The following is a 25,280-nucleotide window of genomic DNA, read 5'->3' as shown; positions in this document are numbered from 1 at the left end:
GATCTCGGTGGATCCACCGTCACAGCGGCACACCTGTCAGGTCCATCGAATCTTTTCGACGATTCACTTCAGCAGAACTGAATGATTGAGCGCGAGCGGGCTTTCCCGCCTGCCCGGCCACCGTCGCACCGAACGCCAGCGCCATGCCCGCGAGCTGGACCGGGGTGAGCGCCTGGCCGAGGGCCGCCCAGCCGACCGCCGCGGCGGTGAGCGGGGAGAGCGGGCCGAGGAAGGTGACCTGGGTGGCGGTGAGGCGGCCGATGCCACGGAACCAGAGCCAGTAGGCGACGGCCGTGTTGGCCAGCGCGAGGTAGAGGTAGCCGCCGAGCGCGCGGGCGTCCAGGGCGGGCGGGGCGCCCTCGACGAGGAGGGCGAGCGGGGCGATGAGCAGCCCGCCGGCCGTCAGCTGCCAGCCGGTGAGGGCGAGCGGCCCCACACCGTCCGGGCGTCCCCACTTCTTGGTCAGCACCGTGCCGGTGGACATCGACGCGGCCGAAGCGAGGGCGGCCAGGACACCGACGGGGTCGAGCGCCCCGGCCGCCTTCAGTACGACGAGACCGACGCCGAACACCGCCACGACGCCGCCGAGCAGCGCCCGCCCCGTAGGCCGCTGCCCCAGCAGCAGCGCCGACAGCCCGACGACGACCAGCGGCCCGACCGAGCCGACGACGGCCGCCATGCCGCCGGGCAGCCGGTACGCGGACAGGAACAGCAACGGGAAGAAGGCGCCGATGTTCAGCACACCGAGCACCACCGACTTCCACCACCAGGCGCCGCGCGGCAGCACCCGCGCGACGGCCAGCAGGAGAAGACCGGCGGGCAGAGCTCGGGCCAGAGCGGTGAACAGGGGCCGGCCGGCCGGAAGGAACTGGGTGGTGACGGCGTAGGTGGTGCCCCAGGAGACGGGGGCGAGGGCGGTGAGCAGAACGGTCGCGGTCCGTTTCATGACCGGGTTCCTTCGGGGTGGCGGGAGGTGAGTGGGGCGGCCTCGCGTACGACCCTCTCGGCGGCCGGGCGTACCGCGTCGGGCGGCAGGTGGCGTTCCGTGCGGATCAGCAGGGCGGCGGCCAGTGCCGAGGTGAGGACGAGGACCGCCCACGGTGCCCGGCCGTCCACCGCGAGCAGTGCGGTGAACAGAGACGGCGCCAGCGCCTTCGCCAGGGACCAGGACATCTGGTAGGCCGCCAGGTACCGGCCGCGCACCGCCTCGGGTGCCGCAGTCACGGCGAGGACCTCGGCGGCGGGGCTGTGGATCAGCTCGCCGAGCGTGTAGACGAGGACCACGGCGACCAGAGCCGCACCCAGCACCGGGCCGGAGTGCGGCCGCAGGGTGCCCAGCACGATCTGCCCGAGGAACGCCACCGCGAACAGGCTCCCGCCCAGCGCCGCCGCCCGGGTGCGCCGGGCACCGGCCCTGCGCACCCGCCCGCCGACGAACACCCCGGCCACCGCACACAGCACGGTGTTGATCGTGAAGGCGGCACCGGTGAGCACCGCGAGCCCGTGCAGCCACTCCAGGATGAACAGCGGGAAGAGCACGGACAGGGCCGAATAGCTCAGTGCGTTCAGGAAGTTGGCGCCGGCGACGACCAGGAAGGGCCGGTCGGCCAGCACGAGCCGGTAGCCGGCCCCGGCCCGCGGAGCCGCCGTACCGTCGGCGGCGGGCAACGGCCTGAGCGGCCGCAGCAGCAGCGCGGCGAGGCCGAAGGACAGGGCGTTGCCCCAGGCCGCGTAGGTGTAACCGGTGGGGCCGGCGAAGGCGATGACCAGGGTGGCCAGCAGCGCGCCGGCGCCGTTGCCGCCGTTCTGCAGTGCCCGGGTGGCGGCCTGCAGCCGGTCCCGCCCGGCACCCCGCGCCACCTCGCCGAGGAGCGAGGACTGCACGGCGGGAAAGGCGCGGTCGGCCGCGGCGGTGACCAGGGCGACCGCGGCGAAGGCGGCGAGGGTGTCGGCGAAGGGGTAGACGGCGAAGCCGGCGGCACGCACCCCGTACAGCGCGAGCTGCACGCGCCGCGCGCCGAACCGGTCGACGGCCGCGCCCGCCAGCGGCAGGGCGGCGATACCGACGAGCCCGGTCACGGTGAGCACCAGCCCGACGGTGGTGAAGGAGAGGCCGGTGACGTAGTGGAAGAAGACCAGCGTGAAGGGTACGTACATGCCCGTGCCGATGCCGTTGACGGCGGCGGCGACGGGCAGGGCCCACTGGCCGGGTATGCGGTCCGGTTTCTGCACGGTCGACCTCTCGGAGTGGGATGCGGCGGCTCGGGACGAGCGGAAGTCAGCTTGGCGGTGATTAGCTTGACGATAATTAGCTTAGCGCTAAGCAACTTTTCGTCAAGCTACTTTCTTGCCAGTGACTCTGCGCATGCGGATACTCGGGACATGAGTGCACAGCGCAAGGACGCCGTCGACGCGATCGTCGAGCAGTGGGCGGAGGTCCGGCCGGACCTCGACACCAGGGCGATGGAGGTCTTCGGGCGGATCTACCGCCTCTCCCGCACCATGGGCGACCGCATGGAGAAGGCGTACGCCCCCCACGGCATCTCACGCGGCGAGTTCGACGTGCTGGCGACCCTGCGCCGCTCCGGAGAGCCGTACACCCTCTCGCCGCGGCAGCTCTCGGCGACCCTGATGCTCACCACGGGTGGCATGACCGGCCGCCTCGACAAACTGGAACGCGCCGGTCTGCTGCGCCGCTCCCCCGACCCGCACGACCGCCGGGCCCTCCAGGTGACGCTCACGGAGAAGGGGTTGGCGGTCATCGACCAGGCGGTCGGCGCGGGGCTGGCCGTCCAGACGGAGGCCCTGTCCACCATGGACGACGAACAGGCCGGCCAACTGGCCGGCCTGCTCAGGGAGTTGCTGACGGGGACACAGGAGGTGGGGCACTAGCCCCCACGGCATGGCGCCGACCCACGCAACCGCGCGCTACCCCACGTGCCGGGTCAGCGCGTCCTCGATCCGCGTCGCGTCCGCCGAGTCCGCCGCCCACGCCACGTACCCGTCGGGGCGGACGAGGACGGTGGTACGCCGGTCGCCCGCCCAGTGCTCCACGGCCAGCCGGTCCTTGCGGGTGCCCTGGCCCTCGCATGCCTCCGGGGTGATCAGTACGAACCTGCCGCCGCGCAGGGACTCGTAGAGGCGGCCGCCCTCCAGGGCGAGGTCGGGGACGCGGGTGCCGGTGAGGCGGTGGGCGCCGCGGGGGGCCGGGTAGCGGTAGCCGATGCCGGTGATCTGGCCGACCGCCTTGCGTCGGGCCGGGCCCACGGTGTCGAGGAAGGTGGTGAGTGCGGCCCGCAGCGCCAGTTCCCAGGGGCGCTTGGCCATCGCGAGGCGGACGATGCCGCCGCTGCTGCGCAGCACGGCCCTGCCGACCGGGTGGCGCTCGGCCTGGTAGCTGTCGAGGAGGGCCGCCTCCGCGTGGCCCTGGACGACGGCGGCCAGCTTCCAGCTCAGGTTGGCCGCGTCCTGCAGGCCGGTGTTCATGCCCTGGCCGCCGGCCGGGGTGTGGACGTGCGCGGCGTCCCCGGCGAGGAAGACGCGGCCCACCCGGTAGGCGGGGGCCTGGCGCTCGTCGCTGTGGAAGCGGGACATCCAGCGGGCGTCGTACATGCCGAAGTCGCGGCCGAGGGCGAGCCGGGTGACCTCCTTGACCTCGTCGAGGTCGAGGGGCTCGCCGTCGGGGACGTCGCGGGCGCGGTTCCAGGCGATCACGCGGTAGTAGCCGTCGCCGAAGGGCGCGAGGAAGGCGAAGGCGTCGCCGACCGCGTTGACGGTCAGCAGGTTCTCGGGCTCCTCGGCGAGGCGTACGTCCGCGAGGACGACGGAACGGATCGCGGAGCGGCCGGGGAAGGGGAGCCCGATCGCGTCCCGCACGGCGCTGCGCATGCCGTCGGCGCCGACGACGTACGCGGCCCGCAGGCTGCCGGCCGTCCCGCCGGGTCCGCGGACCTCGGCCGTCACGCCGTCCGCGTCCTGGGCGAGCCCGGTCAGCTCGGTCTCGTACCGGAAGTCCACGCCGGCCTCGGCGGCGCGCCGCTGCAGGGCCTTCTCCACCTCGTACTGCGGGATGACGAGGAGGTGGTTGAAGCGGGAGCGGAGGGTGCCGAGTTCGATGGTGAGGCGGCCGAAGAGGCGGAGGCTGTCGAGGGGGCGGCCGACGGACTCCAGGCCGTCGGCGAGACCGCGGGCGTCCAGCTGCTCCAGGGTGCGGGCGTGCAGCACGAAGGCGCGGGACAGGTTGCTGATCCTTTGCGGGCGCTTTTCGAGGAGGGCGACCGGGACACCGGCGGTGGCCAGGTCGCCGGCCAGCAGGAGACCGGCGGGACCCGAGCCGACGACGATCACGGAGTGCTGAGTCTTCATGATGACCTCCCGGTTGCCAACGTTTGTTTGCCAACGCTCGTTGACGAGACTAGGGCGCCGAGGCAAGGGAGTCAACACTTGTTGGCCTACAACTGTCGGCCTACGCTTGTTGATGTGAGAGCCAGTGACAGCGGCAGCACGGATTCCGGTTCGGGCGGCACCCGCCGCCGCTCGGAGAGGACCCGTGGCGCCATCCTGACCGCGGCCCGCATACGTTTCGCGGCCGATGGCTACGAGCGGGCCACGATCCGCGCCATCGCCCGGGACGCGGACATCGACCCCTCGATGGTGATGCGCTACTACGGCAACAAGGAGGGCCTGTTCGCAGCGGCGGTCTCCATCGACCTGAAGATGCCGGACGTGGCCGCGCTGCCGCGGGACGAGGTCGGCCGGGCACTGGTGGCGCACTTCCTCGGCACGTGGGAGGAGAACGAGGTGCTGACGGCCCTGCTCCGGGTCGGGGTGACGAACCCGGCCGGGGCCGAGCGGATGCAGGAGATCTTCCGGAACCAGCTGATACCGGTCGCCCACGCGGTGTGCCCGGATCCCGAACAGGCCCCCGCGCGGGCCGCGCTCGGCGCGGCGCAGCTGCTCGGGCTGGCGCTCACCCGCTACGTCCTGCGGTTCCCGCCGGCCGTGGCGCTCAGCCGCGAGGAGATCGCGGCATGGCTGGCCCCGACGCTGCAGCGGTACCTGACGGCGCCGAGCCCCTGAGACCGGGTGCCCAGAAGCCGAGTCCCCCGGGGCGGAGCCTTCCAAAGACATGCAGAGGGCACCGGTCCCGCCCGGATACGGCGGGACCGGTGCCCTCGAAGGCGTGTGGGGTCAGTCGGAGGTCAGGCCTTCGCCTTGGCCTTCGGCTGACGGTCCTTGGACTTGTCCAGCACCATCACCAGGCCCGCGATGATCGCGAACAGGGCCAGCGGGGCCAGGACGTAGAGGCCCAGCGTCTCGCCGACGCTCAGGCCCTTGCCGGGGTCGTCGCCGTCGTCGCGGATGTTCGCGAAGGCGGGGGACGACATGAGCAGCATCATCAGCGTCGTACCGGCGGCCAGGGCGCCGGCGCGCAGGGCGTTCTTCTTGTCCACGTTGTCAAAAATATCGAACGACGATTGGGGCCGCTCGTTCGGGGGGTGCCCTACGGGACCGGCCCCCCTCCTCACCCCGGCCGTACGGTCCGCAGTACGTCGATCAGCGCATGCAGCCGCGGCGACCCGGCCAGCTCCTCCAGCGTCACCGGGCGGCCCGCCGCGTCGGCGATCGGCAGTCGCCAGTTCGGGTACTGGTCCCAGGTGCCGGGAAGGTTCTGGGGGCGGCGGTCGCCCACCGTGTCGGGGAGCCAGATGCCGATCATGCGGGACGGGGTGCGCAGCAGGAAGCGGTGGACGGCCTGGATCTCGGCCTCCTCCTCCGACCCGCCGCGCGCGCCGCCGGTGCCGTGCAGCAGGCCGAGGCGGGCGAGCAGCCCCAGCCACTCCCCCGTGTCGTTCGCCGCCTCCGCGCGCTCCTCCTCCAGCGGGCGCGTCAACAGGCCCAGACGGTCGCGGAGTTCGACGTGCTCACCGGTGAGGCGGGCGGCGGTGGGCGGCAGGTCGTGGGTGGTGGCGGTGGCCAGGCAGTCGGCGCGCCAGGCCTCGGGCGGCAACGGCTGTCCGTCGCCCTCCCAGTCCCGCTCGAACCAGAGCACCGAGGTGCCGAGCACCCCGCGCTCGCGCAGGGTCTCCCGCACCCCCGGCTCGACCGTGCCCAGGTCCTCGCCGATGACGACCGCGCCGGCGCGCGAGGCCTCCAGCACGAGGATCGCGAGCATGGCCTCGGCGTCGTAGCGGACGTAGGTGCCCTCCGTGGGCGGGTGGCCCTGCGGCACCCACCAGAGGCGGAAAAGGCCCATGACGTGGTCGATGCGCAGGGCGCCGGCGTAGCGGAACAGGGCCTTCAGCAGGCTGCGGTACGGCGCGTAGCCGGACTCGGCGAGCCGGTCCGGTCTCCAGGGCGGCAGACCCCAGTCCTGGCCGCGCGCGTTGAAGGCGTCCGGCGGGGCGCCCACCGACATCCCGGCGGCGAAGTACTCCTGCTGCGCCCAGGCGTCGGCGCCGTCGGGGTGCACCCCGACGGCCAGGTCGTGCACGATCCCCACCGGCATCCCGGCCTCGCGCGCGGCGCGCTGGGCCTCGGTGAGCTGGCCGTCGGTGAGCCAGGCCAGCCGGGAGTGGAAGTCGACGCGGTCCATCAACTCCCGGCGGGCGCGGGCCGTTTCGGGCGAACGGGGGTCGCGCAGGGCGGCGGGCCAGCGGCTCCGGTCGGAGCCGTGCACCTCGGCGAGGGCGCACCAGGTGGCGTGGTCCTCCAGGGCCTCGCCCTGCTCGGCGAGGAAGTCGACGTACGCGGCGCGCCGGCCGGGCCCGAGCTCCACCTCGCGGATCAGCTCCAGCGCCTCCCGCTTGAGCGCCCACACGGCGTCCCGGTCGATCAACGCGCCCTTCTCCAGCACCGCTTCGCGCAGTTCGGCGGCGCGCCCCAGCAGCCCCCGGATCCGCGACCGGTCCTCGGCGTGGGCGTACTCGGGAATGTCCTCGACGCGCAGGTGCACGGGGTCGGGGAAGCGGCGGGAGGAGGGGCGGTACGGGGAGGGGTCGGTGGGGGCGCCGGGCACCGCCGCGTGCAGCGGGTTGACCTGGACGAATCCCGCACCGAGCGCACGGCCGGCCCAGGCGCTGAGTTCGGTGAGGTCACCGAGGTCGCCCATGCCCCAGGAGCGCCGGGAGAGCAGGGAGTAGAGCTGGACGAGCAGGCCGTACGAGCGTGCGGTGGGCGTGGGCAGCCGGGGCGGGGCGACGACGAGGTGGGCCTCGGCGGTACGACCGTCAGGCGCGTCGGCCGTCAACCGGTGGACGCCGGGCGGGAGTTGCTCGACGGACGCCCGCGTCTCACCTTGCTCGGTCTCGATGCGCAGCCGGGTGCCGGCCGGGAGGTCCGCGAGGGCGGAGGAGGTGGCGCCGCTCCACACGACCACCGTCGGCGGCAGCAGCCGCTCGCCGAGCTCCCGCTCGCGGGCGGCGAGCGCGGCACGGGTGGCCTCGGGGGTGCCCGTGTCGACGCCGAGGGCGGCCAGGGCGAGGGAGACGGCGGTGACGGAGGCCGCGACCGTGCGGTCCGGGGAAGGGCTGTAGGAGGTGGCGACGCCGTGCAGTGCGGCGAGCCGGGACAGATCCTCGGAGGGCGGGTCGGCCGACCCCTGCGCCGTCATCTAGAGCCTCGGAGAGTCCGGCACGGGGGCCACTGCCTCGCTGGTCAGGGGTGCGGCGTCGGCGAGCGGCGGCTCGCTGGTGAGGGGCTCGGCCTCGGGCAGCGGCGGTTCGCTGGTCAGCGGGGTCTCGGCGCAGGCGCCCTCCGCGCTGAAGACGCACAGGTGCGTCTCGGGCTGCTCGGGCTGGACGGGCAGCTGCGCCACGGGTTTGGAGAGGGGGTAAGCCGGTGCGGCCACGGGGGCCTCCTTGTCGAGTACGGCGACCTTTTGGGTTACCGCAGCCCTACCCAGCGGGCGCGATGGCAGACGTACGGGACGGAACAACGTGCCTCTCGTCACATTCTGTCAGCGCAACGAGGTGGTGAAATCCTGCCAGGCTTTCGGGGTGAGGCGGAGTATCGGGCCGTCGGGGGCTTTGGAGTCGCGTACGGCCACGGTGCTGGCGATGTTGTGCGCGACCTCGACGCATTCGTCGCTGCCACTGCTGTGGCTGGACTTCACGAAGTCGAATCCAGTGATCAATGAAGGGGTCCGCCTGCACCAGGCCTGGGCCCGGTGCACGAAACGAGAGTGAGGTTCGTCTCCGCCAGGGCTGCCGTCGGCGCCGCGGCCCCGTAGCCGCACGTGAGACGCATACCGAAGGCCCCGTGGCCGCCTGAGCCACGGGGTACCCCAGGTATGCGAAAGCCCGGATCCTCAGGCGGAAATGCCGTCGATCCGGGCCATGGCGTCCTCCGCGCCGTACGGCTGCAAGTACGGCAGCCAGCGCGGGTCCCTATGGCCCGTGCCGATGATGCGCCACGCCAGACCGGTGGGTGGAGCAGGTTTGTGGCGCAGCCGCCAGCCGATCTCGAAGAGGTGTCGGTCGGCCTTCACGTGGTTGCAGCGGCGGCAGGACGCCACCACGTTGTCCCAGACGTGTTTGCCCCCGCGGCTGCGCGGGATGACGTGGTCGACGCTGGTTGCGACGCCACCGCAGTACATGCACCGGCCCCCGTCGCGCGCGAAGAGCGCCCGCCGGGTCAGAGGAACGGGCCCCCGATAGGGAACCCGGACGAATCGCTTGAGCCGGACCACGCTGGGTGCGGGGACTGTGACGGTTGCGCTGTGCATGAAGGCGCCGGATTCCTCCAGGGAGACAGCCTTGTTCTCCAGGACGAGGATGAGCGCGCGGCGGAGCGGTACGACGCCGAGTGGCTCGTACGACGCGTTGAGGACCAGGACATGCGGCACGGATGCCTCCTTGGGCGTCGGCGGCGCGTGGCTCGCGCCGGGACGATCTGTAGTCAGTCTCCCCTCTTGCCTGGTGGAAGCGCCACCATGTCCCGGTAACGGGCTGGGAGTGTTTTCGACCACATCTGATTCATCCCCCGGAGGGGCATCGGTTTATCCCACCTGCTCAACCCGGGGTGAGCACGGTCTCTCCTCAGAAGATGGCAAGGATTCGCACACCACGCCCCGATAGTGTGGTGGGCCTGCCTTCCCGGTGACCTTTTCGTGACCTTGACCGAGTCGACGTACGGGACGGCAGACCGTTGCACCTGGAGGTACCTGCCGTGTCCTTGCCCGCCGTCCTCATAGCCGCCGGTTCGTCGCCGTCGCCGACCCCCTCGAAGTCGACGACCCCGGCGGTCCCCACGTACCAGGACGCCCAGCAGAGCGCGACCAACGCCGCCAGCTGGGTCGAGCAGAACTGGTCCACGTGGCTCGCGATCGGGCTCCGGGTCCTGCTGATCCTGGTGATCGCCGGGGTGCTCAGAGCGGTCGTGCAGCGGGCGATCACCAAGCTGATAGACCGGATGACCCGGACGGCCGAGGCCGTCGACGGCACCTCACTGGGCGGCCTGCTGGTCAACAACGAGCGCCGCCGGCAGCGCTCCCAGGCGATCGGCTCGGTGCTCCGCTCGATGGCGTCCTTCGCGATCCTCGGCACCGCGGCCCTGATGGTGCTGGCGGCCTTCCAGATCAACCTGGCCCCGCTGCTCGCCTCGGCCGGTGTCGCGGGTGTGGCGATCGGTTTCGGCGCCCGCAACCTGGTCACGGACTTCCTCTCCGGCGTCTTCATGATCCTGGAGGACCAGTACGGCGTCGGCGACTCGATCGACGCGGGCGTCGCGTCCGGCGAGGTCATCGAGGTCGGTCTGCGCGTGACGAAGCTGCGCGGCGACAACGGCGAGATCTGGTACGTCCGCAACGGCGAGGTCAAGCGCATCGGCAACCTCTCCCAGGGCTGGGCGACGGCCGGCGTGGACGTGACCGTGAAGGCGAACGAGGACCTGGACCATGTGAAGGCCACCCTCGACGAGGTCGCCGAGAAGATGAGCGCGGAGGAGCCCTGGAACGAGCTCCTGTGGAGCCCGATCGAGGTCCTGGGCCTGGACAGCGTGCTGCTGGACTCGATGGTGGTCCGCGTCTCCGCCAAGACGATGCCCGGCAAGTCCCTCACCGTGGCACGCGAACTGCGCTGGCGCATCAAGCGCGCCTTCGACGCGGCGAACATCCGCATCGTGGGCGGCGCGACGGCTCCCCTGGACGAGGAGGAGGCCGCCGACCCGACGGCGGCGGTCGCGGCCCCGTCGGTGTTCTCCAACTCAGACTCCGCACAGACGGCAGCGGCATCGCCGCTCGCTCCGCAGCGGCCGTCGGCGAAGTAGGGACCGGACCCCAGCACTCCCCACCGCCCCCGAGGTAACGAGTCTGTTGCCTCGGGGGCGGTTTCTCTTGACGCCTCCTTCGCGCTGGGCTTACCTTCCTCTCCAGCCAATAGGAAACTTTCCTAACAGTGACCAATGAGTCCTCGACGCAGTGATCAATGGGAAGCTGGGCAGTCGAAAGGCAGGTGTCGACCACATGGCAGGAACAGCCGGTACGCCGGGCACTCCGCGCGTCCTGCGCGCCATGAACGACCGCGCCGCCCTGGACCTCCTCCTGGAGCACGGGCCCCTGTCCCGCACCCGGATCGGCAAGCTCACCGGCCTCTCCAAGCCGACCGCCTCCCAGTTGCTCGCCCGTCTCGAAGCGGCCGGGCTCGTCCTCGCCACCGGCACCACCGAGGGACGCCCCGGCCCCAACGCCCAGCTGTACGAGGTCAATCCGGCCGCCGCGTACGCCGCCGGACTCGACGTCACCCCCGAGCGCGTCCTCGCCGCCGTCGCCGACATCACCGGCCGCAGGGTGGGCTCGTTCGAGCTCCCGACCCCGGGCAGGCGGCCCACCCGGCCCGTCGTCCGGCAGGTCACCGACGCCCTCGACGGCGCCGTGAAGGCCGCCGGGCTCGCCCGCGACGACATCCACCGGCTCGTCATCGGCACCCCCGGCGCCTTCGACCCCAACACCGGCCGCCTGCGCTACGCCTCCCACCTCCCCGGCTGGCACACCCCGGCCCTCCTCGACGAACTCGCCGCCGCGCTGCCGATGCCGGTCGAGTACGAGAACGACGTCAACCTCGCCGCCGTCGCCGAACAACGGCTGGGCGCGGCCCGCGGGCACGAGGACTTCGTCCTGCTGTGGAACGAGGGAGGCCTCGGTGCCGCCCTGGTCCTCGGCGGGAGACTGCACCGCGGCTGGACCGGCGGCGCGGGAGAGGTGGGTTTCCTTCCTGTTCCGGGTGCGCCCCTGGTCCGGCATGTGACCAAGGCCAACAGTGGCGGCTACCAGGAGCTGGCCGGCTCCCAGGCCGTCCCGCACCTCGCCGGTGAACTCGGCATCGGGAACATCCCCTCCGGGCCGTACGCCGAGGTCGCCGCCGCCCTCGTCGAGCGGGCCGCCGCCGAGGACACCGTGCTCCACCGCAAGCTGCTGCAGACGTACGCGACCCGGCTGGCCACCGGTCTCGCCTCCCTCGTCTCCGTCCTCGACCCCGAACTCGTCGTCCTCAGCGGCGCCTCGCTGACCTCGGGCGGCGAGGTGCTGCGCGCCCTCGTCCAGGCCGAGCTGGAGGAGCTGGCGGCGTCCCGGCCCCGGCTCGTGGTCGGCGACGTCCGTGAACACCCCGTGCTGCGCGGCGCGTTGGAGAGCGCGCTCGCGACCACCCGCGACGAGGTCTTCGACACCTCGCGCTGACACCCGTACGCACCGTACGGGCCCCCGGTACTCACCCCCCGCCTTCTTTCACCGTTCCCCGCCCCGCCCCGCCCTGTCCCTGGGAGACCCTGCCATGCCCGGAATATCACGGAAAGCGGCCTTCGCCCTCGCCGCCTCCGCCTCACTCGCGCTCCTCGCCACCGCCTGCACCGGCCAGTCCTCCTCCAGTGCCGACGACGACGCCTCGAAGGACACGACGATCAACTTCTGGCACGCCTGGAGCGCGCCCAATGAAATGAAGGCCGTCAACTCCCTGATCGCCGGTTTCGAGAAGGCGCACCCCAACATCCATGTGAACGTCGTCGCCAACATGACCGACGACAAGATCAACCAGGCGCTGCGCACGGGCGGCGACAAGGCCCCGGACGTCATCTCCTCCTTCACCACCAACAACGTCGGAAAATTCTGCTCGTCGGGTGCGCTGGTCGACCTCAACCCCTTCTTCAAGAAGGCGGGCATCGACCCGCAGACGACGTTCCCGAAACCGATGAACGAGTACACCCAGTTCGACGGAAACCGCTGCACCGCACCGCTGCTGGGCGATGCCTACGGGCTCTACTACAACAAGACGGCTTTCGCGAAGGCGGGCATCAAGAACCCGCCGAAGACATGGTCCGAATTCGAGGCCGACGCCAAGAGACTGACCATCACGGACGGCGACAGCTACAAGCAGCTCGGCTTCATGCCGGACTACCACGGCTGGGAGACCACGACGGAGCACTACTTCGGTCAGTTCTCCCCGACGTACTTCGACAAGGCCGGCAAGTCGCAGCTCGCCACGGACCCCGCCTTCGAGGCCGGATTCACGCTCCAGAAGAAGCTCGTCGACGAACTCGGCGGATTCAGGAAACTGGAGACCTACCGCTCCAAGCTCGGTGACGAATGGGGTGTCAAGCACCCCTTCCACACCGGCCAGGTGGCCATGCAGCTGGACGGTGAATGGCGCCTGGGAATGGCCCTGGCCGCAAAGCCCGGGTTCGAGATCGGTGTCGCTCCACTGCCCGTCCCCGACGACCAGGCGAGCCAGTACGGCAAGGGCTACATCACCGGCACCATCACCGGCATCTCCGCCGCCGGCCACAAGCAGAACGCGGCCTGGGAACTGGTGAAGTACATGACCACGAACACGGACGCGGTGGTGAACTTCTCCAACGCCATCCACAACGTGCCCTCGACGCTCGCCGCCCTGAAGTCGCCCAAGCTGAAGTACGACCCGCGCTTCAAGACGTTCCTGGACATCGCCGCGAACCCGAACTCGACCACGTCTCCGGCTTCCATCAACGGCGGCGTGTACCTCACGACGATCCAGAACTTCGGCTACGACTACGAAAGCGGAAAGGTCACCGACCTGAAGGCCGGCCTGAAGACGACGGCCGCGCAGATCGACACAGACATCGCGCAGGCGAAGTAATGGCCACGACCGCCCTGGCGTCGGAGCGCCGCAGGTCTGGCCTCGCCGCGAAGCAGCGGAAAAAGGCACTGCGAACTCTCGCCTTCATGTCGCCCTGGTTGATCGGCTTCGCGGTCTTCTTCGCGTACCCGCTGATCTCGACGGTCTATTTCTCCTTCATGCACTACGACGGCTTCAAGCCGCCCACGTGGAGCGGAACGAAGAACTGGACGTACGTCTTCGAGCACTATCCCTACTTCTGGCCGGCCCTGCGCAACACCCTGTGGCTGGTGGTGATCACGGTGACCCTGCGAGTCCTCTTCGGACTGGGCATCGGCCTCCTCATCACGAAGATCAAGACCGGCACGGGTGTCTTCCGCACCCTCTTCTACCTGCCCTACCTGGCCCCGCCAGTGGCGGCCACGATGGCCTTCGCCTTCCTCCTCAACCCCGGTACGGGCCCGGTCAACTCGCTCCTGGAGAAGATCGGCATCCCGGCCCCGGGCTGGTTCAACGACCCGAACTGGTCCAAGCCGGCCCTCACTCTCCTCTTCCTCTGGGGCGTGGGCGACCTGATGGTCATCTTCATGGCCGCGCTGCTCGACGTACCGAAGGAGCAGTACGAGGCGGCCGAGCTGGACGGAGCATCGGCGTGGCAGCGGTTCCGGTTCGTCACGGTCCCGAACATCTCGCCGATCATCATGTTCGCGGTGGTCACCGGGGTGATCGCGGCGATGCAGTGCTACACCCAGCCGCTGGTCGCCGGAAAAGTCGCCTCGGGCGTGATCCAGGGCGCCGGCACCATGTTCGAGCCCGGCTACCCCGAGAAGTCGACACTGACCCTCCCCCAACTCGTCTACAACCTGGGCTTCCAGCGCTTCGACTACGGCTCGGCCTGCGTGGTCGCCCTCGTCCTGTTCGCCCTCTCCATGGCCTTCACCGCGTTCCTGATGCGGCGCCGCGGCGGTCTCATCCAGGCAGGTGACTGACAGATGACCCAAGTACTGGACCGGCCCGTGGAGTTGAAGACCCCGGCCTCCCCCGCCGAACGCACGGCCCGCCGCAAGGCGCTCCTGGAATGGATAGCCATCCACTCCCTCGGCATCGCCGCGGCCCTGTTCTTCACCCTCCCCTTCGTCTTCGTCTTCCTGACCTCGCTCATGAGCGACGACCAGGCCCTCAGCCGGGACCTGATCCCGCACACCTGGGAGTGGGCCAACTACCGCAAGGTCTTCGACACCCCGGGCTTTCTGACCTGGTGGAAGAACACCCTGATCTACGCCGGCGCGGGCACGGTCCTGGTGGTCCTGTCGTCGATCCCCGTGGCGTACGCGCTCGCCAAGTTCCGCTTCCGGGGCCGCAACCTCTCCCTGATGCTGGTGATCTCGACGATGATGCTGCCGCCCCAGGTGGTGGTCATCCCGATGTACCTGTTCTGGGCGAAGCAGCTGGACCTGTCCGGCACCCTGTGGCCGCTGATCATCCCGCTCGCATTCGGGGACGCGTTCTCGATCTTCCTCCTCCGCCAGTTCCTGATGACGATCCCCAACGAGTACCTGGACGCGGCGAAGGTGGACGGCTGCGGAGACCTGCGCACGCTGCTGAAGGTCGTCCTCCCGATGGCGAAGCCCGGCATCGCCGCAGTGGCCCTCTTCCAGTTCTTCAACGCCTGGAACGACTACTTCGGCCCCCAGATCTACGCCTCGGAGAACCCGGCCGCCTGGACCCTCAGTTACGGCCTGGAGTCCTTCAAAGGCGCCCACCACACCGACTGGAACCTCACCATGGCCGCGACCGTACTGGTCATGGCCCCAGTGATCGTCGTGTTCTTCTTCGCCCAGAAGGCGTTCGTAGAGGGCGTCACGCTGACCGGAGTGAAGGGTTAACTGTTCATGAAACTCACCGTGGTCGGCGGAGGCTCGACCTACACCCCCGAACTCATCGACGGCTTCGCCCGGTTGCGTGACACCCTGCCCGTGGAGGAACTGGTCCTCGTCGACCCGGCGCCCGAACGCCTGGAGCTGGTGGGCCAACTGGCCCGCCGTATCTTCGCCAGGCAGGCGCACGACGGCCGGATCGTGACGACCGACGACCTGGACGCCGGCGTCGAAGGCGCCGACGCCGTGCTGCTGCAGCTTCGCGTGGGCGGGCAGGCGGCCCGCGAGCAGGACGAGACCTGGCCGCTGGAGTGCGGCTGCGTCGGCCAGGAGACGACCGGCGCGGGCGGCCTGGCCAAGGCGCTGCGCACGGTCCCGGTGGTCCTGGACATCGCGGAACGGGTCCGCCGTACGAACCCCGACACCTGGATCATCGACTTCACCAACCCGGTCGGCATCGTCACGCGCGCGTTGCTGCAGGCGGGCCACAAGGCGGTCGGCCTGTGCAACGTGGCGATCGGCTTCCAGCGGAAGTTCGCGGACCGGCTCGGCGTCTCACCGGCCGACGTCCACCTCGACCACGTGGGCCTCAACCACCTCACCTGGGAGACCGGTGTACGCCTCGGCGGCCCCGAGGGCGAGAACGTGCTGCCCAAGCTGCTCGCCGAACACGGCGACACGATCGCCGCCGACCTGCGGCTGCCGCGGGCCCTGCTCGACCGTCTGGGCGTCGTCCCGTCGTACTACCTGCGTTACTTCTACGCTCACGACGAGGTCGTACGCGAGCTGCGCACCAAGCCCTCCCGGGCCGCCGAAGTCGCCGAGATGGAACGGCACCTGCTGAAGATGTACGCCGATCCCGAGCTCGACGAGAAGCCGGCACTGCTCGCCAAGCGCGGCGGCGCCTACTACTCGGAGGCGGCGGTGGACCTGGCGGCCGCGCTGCTGGGCTCGGCCGGCAACCCGTACCAGGTCGTGAACACCCACAACCGGGGCACGCTGCCGTTCCTGCCGGACGACGCGGTGATCGAGGTGCAGGCGGCGGTCGGCCCGAAGGGGCCGCTCCCGCTGCCGGTACCGCCCGTCGACCCGCTGTACGCGGGCCTGATGGCGAACGTGACGGCGTACGAGGACCTGGCTCTGGAGGCGGCGCTGCGAGGCGGCCGCGACCGGGTCTTCCGGGCCCTGCTGTGCCACCCCCTCATCGGCCAGTACGAGTACGCCGACGCCCTGACCGACCAGCTGATCGCACACAACCGGGAGCATCTCGCGTGGGCATGACCGCACGTGTCCTCGCCGTCGACGCGGGCAACAGCAAGACCGACGTCGCGGTCGTGGCGGCCGACGGCACCGTCCTCGCCACGGCCCGCGGCGGCGGGTTCCGGCCGCCCGTGGTGGGCGTGGCGGCGGCCGTCGACAAGGTCGCCGAGGCGGTGGAGCGGGCCTTCGCCGCGGCCGGCGTTCGCTCGGTGGACCGCGTCTCCGCCTGCCTCGCCAACGCCGACTTCCCCTTCGAGGAGGAGCAGTTGGCGGCCGCGCTGCACGCGCGCGCTTGGGGCGCGGACGTGGAGGTCCGCAACGACACCTTCGCCCTTCTGCGCGCGGGCGTCACCGAACCCCGGGGGGTCGCCGTCGTCTGCGGCGCCGGCATCAACTGCGTCGGCATGCGCCCCGACGGCCGCACCGCCCGTTTCCCCGCGCTCGGCCGTATCTCCGGCGACTGGGGCGGCGGCTGGGGCCTCGCCGAGGAGGCCCTGTGGCACGCGGCACGGGCGGAGGACGGTCGCGGCGAGCCAACGGCCCTCGCGCACACGCTCCCGGCTCACTTCGGCCACGGCACCATGCTCGCCCTCATCCAGGCCCTCCACCTGGAGCAGGTGCCGCCCGCCCGCCGCCACGAACTGACCCCGGTCCTCTTCGCCACGGCGGCGGACGGCGACCCCGTCGCCCGCGCGATCGTCGACCGCCTGGCGGACGAGGTGGTGACGATGGCGACCGTCGCCCTGACCCGCCTGGACCTGCTGGAGGAGGAGACCCCGGTCCTGCTGGGCGGCGGCGTCCTGGCCGCCCAGCACCCCCAACTCAACGACGGCATCCGCGAGTTGCTGACCGCACGCGCCCCGAAGGCGGCACCCCGGGTGGTGACGGCGAGCCCGGTGCTGGGGGCTGCATTGCTGGGCCTGGACAGGGTGGGCGCGGAGACGGAGGTGCACGACCGAGTAAGGGCCCACTTCGAACACCCCAGCCCGTCCGGCGTTTGAGGACGAGGCCGTTCAGGCCGAAAGGCGGCAGCCCGGGGGCGGGGCCCCGGGGGGCGGCAGCCCCCCGTACGGAACCGAACTGATTCCCAGCACGTGTTCCTGGGCAGGGGTCGTGCGGGATCCTACAAGCCGCCGGCAGGCACCCCGTGCGAATGTCAGTCCCGGCAGCCATACTTGCTGTGACGGATGACCATGGGGGAGGTCAAGAGTGACACACCCGCCGAAGAGCGGCACAGCACGGCCGGGCACCGCCGTGCCCACGATGCCGTCCGTGCCGCCTCAGCCGGGCCGGCCCGTTCCCCCCACCCCGACGGGCCCCGCAGCCGTTCCCGACGTCGTCTCCGCACGCCGTACGGCCTTCGCGGAGGGCGTCGACCGGCTGCGCGAGGCCGCGACCACGGAGCCCGGGCGGCTGCGCATCATCGGTGCGCTGATCGCCCTCCTCGTCGTCGCGTTCGGCGCGGTCACCGCCTGGCAGATGACGGACCGGGCGACGGCAGCCGAGGACGTGCTCACCCGCAGCCAGCCGCTCAGTTCCGACGCGGCCGACATCTACCGCTCGCTCGCCGACGCCAACACGGCGGCGGCCAGCGGCTATCTCGCGGGCCCGCAGGAGAAGCCCGAGACACGGCAGCGGTACGAGGACGGCATCCGGACGGCCGCGGAGAAGCTGGTCACAGCGGCCTCCAGTTCGCAGCCGGGGTCCGACTCGGCGAAGACCATCGCCGATCTCAACAAGCTGCTGCCGCAGTACAAGGGCCTGGTCGAGACGGCACGGGCCAACAACCGGCAGGGCTACCCGGTGGGCAGCGCGTATCTGCGGGCGGCGAACGAGCAGATGCAGAAGCAGATGCTGCCGAAGGCCGAGGCCCTGTACCAGAAGGAGAACCAGCGGCTGAGCTCCGACTACGCGGACGCGAAGTCGTTCCCGTGGGCCGCGATCGGCCTCGGTCTGCTCGCCCTCGGTGGGCTGGCCTGGGCCCAGCGCCGCAACTACCTGCGCACCAACCGGGTGTTGAACCACGGCCTGGTCACCGCCTCCGCCGCGTCCGTGGTGGTCCTGCTCTGGCTCGTCGTCGGCCACACGGTCGCCCGCACGGGGCTGAACGCCTCGTACAACCACGGCGTCCGCTCGCTGAACGTGCTGCACGACGCCCGTATCGCGTCCCTGACGGCCCGCAGTGACGAGAACCTGAGCCTGATCCGCCGCGGCGCGGACACCAAGGTCGTCGGCGGCAATCCGGTGGACGCCTACGCCGCGGGGTACGACGAGCAGATCGGCGAGTTGGCCAAGTCGCTGACCAGGGCCGACGGTCTCGCGGACGACTCGGCGGGCCGCAAGCCCGTACAGGACGCGAACAGCTTCATGAAGGCCTGGAAGCAGCGGCACGAGGTCGCGCAGGGCTGGAACGACAAGGGCGAGTACCAGCAGGCCCGGGACAAGGTCATCGGCGTCGGCAAGGACCCGACGAGCGAGTGCTTCGACAACATCGACATCGCTCTGGAGACGGCACTCGACCACGAACAGGCCGAGTTCAAGCAGGCCGCGGGCGACGGCAAGGACGCACTGACGGGCCTGCCGTACGGGGCCGCGGTCCTCGCGGTGCTGGGTGCGGCCGGCGCGGTGGCCGGCATCGGGCGCAGGCTGTCGGAGTACCGGTGAGAGGGGGCGTGACGATGGATGCACGGCGTCTGGCACACCGTATGCGGACCGGCCTCCGGGGCTGGGGCGGGGTCGGCGCGATGGCGGCTCTGTGCGCCCTGGCCCTGGCGTTCGCGCTGCTGCTGCCCCTGACCCAGTCGAGCGGTCCGGACGGCGCCGCGGGCAGCGGCGGCCCAGGGGCCGCCCAGGGCGTGCAGGCCAGGGCGGCGGCCCAGTGCGACAACCCGCAGGACCGCAGCCTGTCGCCGTCGAGCGGCGACGGCAGCACGCCGGTCATCGACAAGATCAAGGCCCGCAAGGACCGGCGCCTGATCGTCGGCATCGACACCAACAGCTACCGCTGGGGCTATCTCAACCCGAACAACACGTCCGGTGCGCCGGAGGGCTTCGACATCGACCTCGTCCACCAGATCGCCAAGGACCTGCTGGGCGACCCGGACGCGGTCTCGTTCAAGGCCATCCCCACCAGCCGCCGTGTCAAGGCGATCCAGGACGACGAGGTCGACATGGTGGTCCGCACCATGACGATCAACTGCGACCGGATCAAGCAAGTCGCTTTCTCCGCACCCTACTTCAGGACCGGTCAGCAGGTCCTCGCCCCGCGGACCTCCGCGATCACGGGATACAACGACACCCTCGCCCACAAGAGGATCTGCTCGGCGGACAGCTCGACGGCGCTGGAGCGACTGCAGGCGGACCAGGGCAAGGGCACCCTCCCGACCGGTGCGGACATCGGCACGGTGGTCCCCAACCAGCTCGACTGCCTGGTGAAGTTGCAGCTCGGCGAGGTCGACGCCGTCGTCACGGACGGCGCGCTCGCCGCGAGCCAGGCCGCCCAGGACCCTACGGTGCAGCTGAAGGGCGGGCTGTTCTCCGACGAGTACTACGGCGTGGCGATGAAGCTCGGCTCGGAGGATCTGATACGCCAGGTCAACCGAACCCTCCAGAACTACATCAAGGACGGCAACTGGGCGGCGTCGTACGAGAAGTGGCTGCACCCGACCATGGACCAGGGCGACAAGAAGTCGGCGTCCGCGACCCCTCCCGAAGCCCACTACGGGTGACCGGCCATCAACTGACGGACATACGGCACAACACAACGGAACACCGACGGAACACGACAGCAGCGAGAGGTGATCGATGGGCGTCACGGACCCCGCCGGGCCGGTGATGGACCGGGACGAGGTGGACCGTGCGCTGGCGCGGCTCGGCGCGGAGCACGAGGCCATCGAGACCTCGCTCCTCGCCCTGCAGGACCACGCGGGCCGCAGACTCCTCGAGGGCGCCGAGCTGACGGGCATCACCAGGGAACGGTGGGCCGCCGCGGAGGCGTCGATCACGCTGCTGTGGGCGTACTTCGACGCGTACACGGACGCGCTGCGCTCGGCCCGGGAGATCCGCTCCCGCCGCCGCTGGTCCAGCCGTGAGGACCTGGTGGAGCTGACGGAGCTGCTGCGCGGCGAGTGCGTCACGGTCGCGGGCTCGACGACGGCCACGGCGCCGACGCTGCTGTCCGCGCCCGGCAAGCTGAGCCGGCAGTTCTCCCTGGCCGCCCTGGTCGACCTGATGAACGAGCTGTATGCGACGAGCCTGGACATGGTCGTCACCGCCGACGCCGTCTGGTCGGCGCTGCCCGCCCGGATCGATTTACTGGCCGCGGAGCTCCAGCGCACCCGTGCCCTCGCCCACTCCGTCGGTGTGCGCCCCGGCGAGCACCCGTCCGGTGACGACCTGGAGCGCATCACCCGCACCCTGACCTCACTGCGTGAGCAGGTGATCTCCGACCCGCTCGCGTACTGGCTTCCCGCACAGGGCAGTTCGGCGCCGGGCGGCGGCCGGCCGGACACCACGGTGTACGACCGGGAGGCGCGCGCCCTGGAGGAGGTCCGCCGGGAGATCGACGCCGTGCTCACCGTCCGGCAGGACGCGGAGCAGCGGCTGCTGAGGCTGCGCGACGTGCTCAGCCGCGCGGACCGCACGCTCGCGGAGGCGCGTAACGCGCGCGGGGAGGTCCTCGCGAAGATCGCCGCCACGGAGGTACCGGTCGTCAGCGGCCCGCCGACCGTGCTGCAGGAGCAGCTGGCGACGGCCGCCGAGTACCGCAGACACGCCCAGTGGCACCGCCTGTCCCCGCTCCTGGAGTCCCTGGAGCAGAAGGCGGAGGACGAACTGCTGCGCGCCCGCGAGTCGTTGACCGCGGTCACCGCGCCGCTCGCGGTCCGCGCCGAGCTGCGCGGCCGCCTGGACGCGTACAAGGCGAAGGTCGCCCGGCTCGGGTACGCCGAGGACCCGTTCCTGATCGAGCGGTACGACGCGGCGCGCCGCATGCTGTGGAGCGCACCGTGCGACCTGCGCGTCGCCGAACAGGCCGTGCTGCGCTACCAGCACGCGGCCGCCGAGGTGCTGGGCGCCCCGCGCGTGCCGCCGCAGGGCGGCCCGCAGGACCGCAGGGGGGAGACATCGTCATGAGCGAGGCACAGCAGACCTGTCAACGGCCCGACTGCGAGGGCACGTACGAGGACGTGGGCGGCGGCGAGCTGTACTGCGACACCTGCGGTCTGGCGCCGGTCGTGTCGGCGAAGGGCATGGTGAGCTCGCCGGCCACCGGCATCAGCGGCGGCGGCAAGGGCTCGCAGGACAGCGGCAGTTCGCGGGCCGCCGGCCGCGGCAGCTCGCGTACGTCCTCGCAGTCGTCGAAGTCCCGGCGCTCGGTGTCGGGGCGGCTCTCGCGCTCCCTCTCGGGGAAGTCCACGGGCCGTTCGCTGTCGGTGCGCAGCTCCGGTTCGGGCACCGGCACCGGCTCCCGCGGCCGGCTGGGCGCCGGGCTGGTACAGGTGCCGGACGTACCGCGGCCCGACCCGCGCGCGATGGTGCTGGAGAACCCGGAGGTGCCCGAGCGCAAGCGGTTCTGCTCGCGCTCCGCCTGCGGGGCGCCGGTCGGCCGCTCGCGCGGTGACCGCGCAGGCCGCACCGAGGGCTTCTGCACCAAGTGCGGCAACCCCTACTCCTTCGTCCCGAAGCTGAAGGCCGCCGACGTCGTCCACGGCCAGTACGAGGTCGTGGGCTGTCTGGCGCACGGCGGGCTCGGCTGGGTCTACCTGGCCGTGGACAAGGCGGTCTCCGACCGGTGGGTGGTCCTCAAGGGCCTCCTGGACACCGGTGACCAGGACGCGATGGCGGCGGCGATCTCCGAGCGGCGCTTCCTGGCCGAGATCGAGCACTCCAACATCGTGCGGATCTACAACTTCGTGGAGCACCTCGACCAGCGCACCGGCTCGCTCGACGGCTACATCGTCATGGAGTACGTCGGCGGCAAGTCCCTCAAGGAGATCGCCAACGGCCGTCGCGCCTCCGACGGCAGGCGGGATCCGCTGCCGGTGGAGCAGGCCTGCGCGTACGGCATCGAGGCGCTCGAAGCGCTCGGTCATCTGCACAGCCGCAACCTGCTGTACTGCGACTTCAAGGTCGACAACGCGATCCAGACCGAGGACCAGCTCAAGCTGATCGACATGGGCGCGGTGCGCAGGATGGACGACGAGGAGTCGGCCATCTACGGCACGGTGGGCTACCAGGCGCCGGAGGTCGCGGACGTCGGCCCGTCGGTGGCGAGCGACCTCTACACGGTCGCGCGCACGCTGGCCGTCCTGTCCTTCGACTTCCAGGGCTACACGAACGTCTTCGTGGACTCCCTGCCCGACCCCGACAACATCGAGGTCTTCCGCCAGTACGAGTCCTTCTACCGGCTCCTGGTCCGCGCCACCGACCCCGACCCGGCCCGCCGCTTCGCCTCCGCGCAGGAGATGGCGGAGCAGCTGACGGGCGTGCTGCGCGAGGTCGTCTCGCTGCAGTCGGGGCGGGCGCGGCCCGCGCTGTCGACACTGTTCGGGCCCGAACTGAAGGTCACGGACACGGAGTTGTTCCCGAAGCTGGAGGGGGACGTGTCTCGGCTGGGGGCGCGGGTGGTGCAGCCGCGGAAGGGGAAGCAGCCACAGCTCCCCGCCGTCGCCAACGGCACCGCGGCCCTGGTCAAGCACGCCGACTCCCCGATCGCGGCCCTCGCGCTGCCCGTCCCCCGCGTCGACCCCTCCGATCCGAACGCGGGTTTTCTGGCAGGTCTGATGACGACGGCGCCGGCCGAACTGCTCGGGGCGCTCGCCGCGGCTCCGGCGGCGTCGGTGGAGACCCGGCTGAGGCAGATCCGCGCCTGGCTGGAGAACGGCGACTCGGCCACCGCGCGGGGCGCCCTGCAGACCCTGGAGACCGAGCGGCCCGACGACTGGCGGGTGGTCTGGTACCGGGGCGTGGCCGCACTGGTGACCGGCGACGAGGAGGGCGCCGCGCTCGCCTTCGACGCGATCTACGACGCGTTCCCCGGCGAGCCCGCGCCCAAGCTGGCCCTGGGCCTGTGCGCGGAGGTGCTGGGCCAGTTGGACAACGCGGCCGAGTACTACCGGCTGGTCTGGTCGACCGACCCCAGCTATGTGAGCGCCGCGTTCGGCCTGGCCCGCGTCCAGCTCGCGGCCGGGGACCGCCGCAGCGCCGTACGGACGCTGGAGTCGGTGCCGGAGTCGTCGATCCACTACACGGCCGCGCGGGTGGCCGCCGTACGGGCGCGGCTGCGCGGGCGCACGGCGGCCGCTTCCGACGTACCGTTCCTGGAGGACGTGAAGGCCGCCGCCGGGCAGGTCGAGGCGCTGGACGCGTATGGTCTGGATCCGGCGCGCCGGGAGCAGTTGTCGGCCGAAGTTCTCGGCTGCGCGCTGGACTGGATACTCTCCGGTGGCCAGGTAGTAGCGCCCGCCACGCAGCGCGTGCTGCTCGGCAGCGAACTGGACGAGCGAGGACTCCGCTTCGGCCTGGAGCGTTCGTACCGCACGCTGGCCCGGCTGGCGCGGGGCGGCGAGGAGAGGATCGACCTGGTGGAACGTGCAAACCGTTACCGCCCCCGGACGTGGGTGTAGTTGATGTCGCAGATGCCCCAGCAGGCCGCCCTGTCGAACTGCCCGAGCTGCGAGTGGCCGCTCGAGTCGGGTGACCGTTTCTGCGGTGCGTGCGGATACGACCTGTCCGCAGTGCCCGCACGGCCGGACGACCACCCGACGATCGCCCTGAACGGCTCGGACCCGCAGCCGGGCGACGTCGACGGCGGGGGGGCGCCCTGGCCCCTCGCCGCCGCGCCCGGCGGCTCCGACACCCCGGCGGCGACCCATCTGCCGACGGACCTGCACGGGACGGACTCGGGCGGCTCGCCGCTGCCGGAGCAGCCGACGGGATCGCCGGTCTCCCCGGCCTCCGGTGTGCGCTTCGACCGGCCGCCGGTGCCCGACGAGTACCCGCTGCAGGCCCCGGACCCGCGTGTGGCCTCTCTCGCCGCGCCCGCCGAGGAGGCCAAGCTGTGCGTGGCCTGCCGCGCGGGCCGCGTCGACAACGACGGCTACTGCGAGAACTGCGGGCATGCCCAGCCCAGGGAGCGCGACCACATGGAGCAGGAGTCCGGCCCGGTGGCCGCCGTCAGCGACCGCGGTCTGCGCCACCACCGCAACGAGGACGCGTTCGGCATCGGCACCGCTGCCCTGCCCGACGGCGCTCCGGCGTCGGTGGCGATCGTCTGCGACGGCGTCTCCTCGGCGACCCGCCCCGACGACGCCTCGCTCGCCGCCGCGCGCGCAGCGGGCGACTCGCTGCTCACCGCCCTGCCCCGCGGCACGCACCCGCAGCAGGCCATGCACGACGCGATCGTCGCCGCCTCGCACGCGGTCAACGCCCTGGCCGACGAACCCGCCACCGCCCGCGAGCACGCCCCGCACCAGAACGCGCCGGCCTGCACGATCGTCGGCGCGGTCGTGACGTCCGGGCTGCTGGTCGTCGGCTGGGTCGGCGACAGCCGCGCCTACTGGGTGCCGGTGGACCGCAGTTCACCCCCGGCCCGGCTCACCGAGGACGACTCGTGGGCCGCTCAGATGGTCTCCGCGGGCCTGATGAGCGAGGCCGAGGCGTACGCCGACGAGCGGGCCCACGCGATCACCGGCTGGCTCGGCGCGGATGCCTACGAACTGGAGCCGCACACCGCTTCCTTCAAGCCGGACCGGCCGGGTGTAGTGGTGGTGTGCACGGACGGACTGTGGAACTACGCGGAGGCTGCCGAGGAGATGGCCGAGGTCGTGCCGCTGGACGCCGCCGTACGTCCGCTGCACAGCGCCCGGGTGCTGGTCGGTCACGCCCTGGACGGCGGGGGCCACGACAACGTAACAGTGGCCGTCGTGCCGTTCCCTGCCGTCCCTCAGGGGGCAGGATCGGCCTGAGGCCGTATACGGGGATGCCTCAGCGGACCGGAGGGGACCGGTCCGCATACAGTCGTCGCCCCGCGAACGCGGGGTTTTCGAGGGGGATTTGA

Annotated in this window: 22 protein-coding genes; 14 read left to right on the top strand and 8 right to left on the bottom strand. The window is 71.4% G+C overall.

Features of this window, described 5'->3' with window-relative positions; translation table 11 throughout:
- Positions 1-19 precede the first annotated feature (19 nt).
- On the bottom strand, positions 20-946 hold the full coding sequence (locus tag LJ657_RS01110; RefSeq protein ID WP_232646185.1) for an EamA family transporter: 927 nt from the start codon (positions 944-946) through the stop codon (positions 20-22).
- Entirely contained in the window at positions 943-2,232 is a 1,290-nt protein-coding gene (locus LJ657_RS01105; protein WP_232646184.1) for an MFS transporter, read from the bottom strand. Before LJ657_RS01105 ends, LJ657_RS01110 begins: the two co-directional genes overlap by 4 nt.
- 150 nt (positions 2,233-2,382) lie before the next feature.
- Here LJ657_RS01105 and LJ657_RS01100 point away from each other — a divergent pair, with 150 nt between their 5' ends.
- Complete coding sequence (locus LJ657_RS01100) at positions 2,383-2,892, top strand: MarR family winged helix-turn-helix transcriptional regulator (protein WP_232646183.1); 510 nt, start codon at positions 2,383-2,385, stop codon at positions 2,890-2,892.
- A 36-nt stretch (positions 2,893-2,928) separates the two neighbouring features.
- Here the strand turns inward: LJ657_RS01100 and LJ657_RS01095 are convergent, their stop codons facing one another.
- On the bottom strand, positions 2,929-4,365 hold the full coding sequence (locus LJ657_RS01095) for an FAD-dependent monooxygenase (protein ID WP_232646182.1): 1,437 nt from the start codon (positions 4,363-4,365) through the stop codon (positions 2,929-2,931).
- A 114-nt stretch (positions 4,366-4,479) separates the two neighbouring features.
- Between LJ657_RS01095 and LJ657_RS01090 the strand changes: the two genes are divergently transcribed.
- Entirely contained in the window at positions 4,480-5,079 is a 600-nt protein-coding gene (locus LJ657_RS01090; protein ID WP_232646181.1) for a TetR/AcrR family transcriptional regulator, read from the top strand.
- 122 nt (positions 5,080-5,201) lie between these two features.
- Here LJ657_RS01090 and LJ657_RS01085 read toward each other — a convergent pair whose 3' ends face one another.
- The 5 genes from LJ657_RS01085 to LJ657_RS01065 form a co-directional block, all read right to left on the bottom strand.
- Positions 5,202-5,453, bottom strand: coding sequence for a hypothetical protein (locus LJ657_RS01085; RefSeq protein WP_232646180.1), 252 nt, complete (start codon positions 5,451-5,453; stop codon positions 5,202-5,204).
- A 71-nt stretch (positions 5,454-5,524) separates the two neighbouring features.
- Positions 5,525-7,612 (bottom strand): 4-alpha-glucanotransferase, encoded by a 2,088-nt coding sequence (gene malQ, locus LJ657_RS01080; protein ID WP_232646179.1) that lies wholly within the window; start codon positions 7,610-7,612, stop codon positions 5,525-5,527.
- Positions 7,613-7,849, bottom strand: coding sequence for a hypothetical protein (locus LJ657_RS01075; protein WP_372487787.1), 237 nt, complete (start codon positions 7,847-7,849; stop codon positions 7,613-7,615).
- Positions 7,850-7,957: 108 nt separating this feature from the next.
- Positions 7,958-8,113: a DUF397 domain-containing protein gene (locus tag LJ657_RS01070; RefSeq protein WP_372487786.1), complete on the bottom strand. Its 156-nt coding sequence runs from the start codon at positions 8,111-8,113 to the stop codon at positions 7,958-7,960.
- Between the two features lie 195 nt (positions 8,114-8,308).
- Positions 8,309-8,845: an HNH endonuclease gene (locus LJ657_RS01065; protein WP_046259555.1), complete on the bottom strand. Its 537-nt coding sequence runs from the start codon at positions 8,843-8,845 to the stop codon at positions 8,309-8,311.
- 323 nt (positions 8,846-9,168) lie between these two features.
- Here LJ657_RS01065 and LJ657_RS01060 point away from each other — a divergent pair, with 323 nt between their 5' ends.
- The 12 genes from LJ657_RS01060 (at position 9,169) to LJ657_RS01005 (ending at position 25,188) form a co-directional block, all read left to right on the top strand.
- On the top strand, positions 9,169-10,266 hold the full coding sequence (locus LJ657_RS01060) for a mechanosensitive ion channel family protein (protein WP_232646178.1): 1,098 nt from the start codon (positions 9,169-9,171) through the stop codon (positions 10,264-10,266).
- 196 nt (positions 10,267-10,462) lie between these two features.
- Positions 10,463-11,674: an ROK family transcriptional regulator gene (locus tag LJ657_RS01055; RefSeq protein WP_232646177.1), complete on the top strand. Its 1,212-nt coding sequence runs from the start codon at positions 10,463-10,465 to the stop codon at positions 11,672-11,674.
- Positions 11,675-11,768: 94 nt separating this feature from the next.
- Positions 11,769-13,106 carry an ABC transporter substrate-binding protein gene (locus tag LJ657_RS01050; protein WP_232646176.1) on the top strand — a complete coding sequence of 446 codons (1,338 nt, stop codon included), beginning with the start codon at positions 11,769-11,771 and terminating at the stop codon, positions 13,104-13,106.
- Entirely contained in the window at positions 13,106-14,074 is a 969-nt protein-coding gene (locus LJ657_RS01045) for a carbohydrate ABC transporter permease (RefSeq protein WP_232646175.1), read from the top strand. Before LJ657_RS01050 ends, LJ657_RS01045 begins: the two co-directional genes overlap by 1 nt.
- 3 nt (positions 14,075-14,077) lie before the next feature.
- Positions 14,078-14,971, top strand: a complete 894-nt coding sequence (locus LJ657_RS01040) for a carbohydrate ABC transporter permease (RefSeq protein ID WP_232646174.1) — start codon at positions 14,078-14,080, stop codon at positions 14,969-14,971.
- A gap of 6 nt (positions 14,972-14,977) precedes the next feature.
- On the top strand, positions 14,978-16,243 hold the full coding sequence (locus tag LJ657_RS01035; RefSeq protein ID WP_232646173.1) for a 6-phospho-beta-glucosidase: 1,266 nt from the start codon (positions 14,978-14,980) through the stop codon (positions 16,241-16,243).
- A complete protein-coding gene (locus tag LJ657_RS01030) occupies positions 16,234-17,223 on the top strand; it encodes an N-acetylglucosamine kinase (RefSeq protein ID WP_232646172.1) in 990 nt (329 codons plus the stop codon). Before LJ657_RS01035 ends, LJ657_RS01030 begins: the two co-directional genes overlap by 10 nt.
- A gap of 208 nt (positions 17,224-17,431) precedes the next feature.
- Complete coding sequence (locus LJ657_RS01025; protein ID WP_232646171.1) at positions 17,432-18,886, top strand: GlnX family signal transduction membrane protein; 1,455 nt, start codon at positions 17,432-17,434, stop codon at positions 18,884-18,886.
- Between the two features lie 14 nt (positions 18,887-18,900).
- Positions 18,901-19,950, top strand: coding sequence for a glutamate ABC transporter substrate-binding protein (locus LJ657_RS01020; RefSeq protein WP_232646170.1), 1,050 nt, complete (start codon positions 18,901-18,903; stop codon positions 19,948-19,950).
- Positions 19,951-20,026: 76 nt separating this feature from the next.
- Positions 20,027-21,355, top strand: coding sequence for a coiled-coil domain-containing protein (locus LJ657_RS01015; protein WP_232646169.1), 1,329 nt, complete (start codon positions 20,027-20,029; stop codon positions 21,353-21,355).
- Positions 21,352-23,847 (top strand): serine/threonine-protein kinase, encoded by a 2,496-nt coding sequence (locus LJ657_RS01010; RefSeq protein ID WP_232646168.1) that lies wholly within the window; start codon positions 21,352-21,354, stop codon positions 23,845-23,847. Before LJ657_RS01015 ends, LJ657_RS01010 begins: the two co-directional genes overlap by 4 nt.
- A complete protein-coding gene (locus LJ657_RS01005) occupies positions 23,848-25,188 on the top strand; it encodes a PP2C family protein-serine/threonine phosphatase (RefSeq protein ID WP_372487785.1) in 1,341 nt (446 codons plus the stop codon).
- Positions 25,189-25,280 lie beyond the last annotated feature (92 nt).

The sequence above is a fragment of the Streptomyces guryensis genome, from assembly GCF_021261325.1.
Taxonomy (GTDB): domain Bacteria; phylum Actinomycetota; class Actinomycetes; order Streptomycetales; family Streptomycetaceae; genus Streptomyces; species Streptomyces guryensis.
The sequence above is the reverse complement of the archived record's forward strand: the minus strand, read 5'-3'. Positions and strand labels throughout refer to the sequence as shown.

What these genes read in the sequence shown, in the direction of transcription:
- LJ657_RS01050 (WP_232646176.1), top strand. Translation starts at nt 11,769, where the DNA reads ATGCCCGGAATATCACGGAAAGCGGCCTTCGCCCTCGCCGCCTCCGCC.
- LJ657_RS01040 (WP_232646174.1), top strand. Translation starts at nt 14,078, where the DNA reads ATGACCCAAGTACTGGACCGGCCCGTGGAGTTGAAGACCCCGGCCTCC.
- LJ657_RS01010 (WP_232646168.1), top strand. Translation starts at nt 21,352, where the DNA reads ATGAGCGAGGCACAGCAGACCTGTCAACGGCCCGACTGCGAGGGCACG.
- LJ657_RS01015 (WP_232646169.1), top strand. Translation starts at nt 20,027, where the DNA reads ATGGGCGTCACGGACCCCGCCGGGCCGGTGATGGACCGGGACGAGGTG.
- LJ657_RS01020 (WP_232646170.1), top strand. Translation starts at nt 18,901, where the DNA reads ATGGATGCACGGCGTCTGGCACACCGTATGCGGACCGGCCTCCGGGGC.
- LJ657_RS01110 (WP_232646185.1), bottom strand. Translation starts at nt 946, where the DNA reads ATGAAACGGACCGCGACCGTTCTGCTCACCGCCCTCGCCCCCGTCTCC.
- LJ657_RS01100 (WP_232646183.1), top strand. Translation starts at nt 2,383, where the DNA reads ATGAGTGCACAGCGCAAGGACGCCGTCGACGCGATCGTCGAGCAGTGG.
- LJ657_RS01035 (WP_232646173.1), top strand. Translation starts at nt 14,978, where the DNA reads ATGAAACTCACCGTGGTCGGCGGAGGCTCGACCTACACCCCCGAACTC.
- malQ (WP_232646179.1), bottom strand. Translation starts at nt 7,612, where the DNA reads ATGACGGCGCAGGGGTCGGCCGACCCGCCCTCCGAGGATCTGTCCCGG.
- LJ657_RS01095 (WP_232646182.1), bottom strand. Translation starts at nt 4,365, where the DNA reads ATGAAGACTCAGCACTCCGTGATCGTCGTCGGCTCGGGTCCCGCCGGT.
- LJ657_RS01045 (WP_232646175.1), top strand. Translation starts at nt 13,106, where the DNA reads ATGGCCACGACCGCCCTGGCGTCGGAGCGCCGCAGGTCTGGCCTCGCC.
- LJ657_RS01055 (WP_232646177.1), top strand. Translation starts at nt 10,463, where the DNA reads ATGGCAGGAACAGCCGGTACGCCGGGCACTCCGCGCGTCCTGCGCGCC.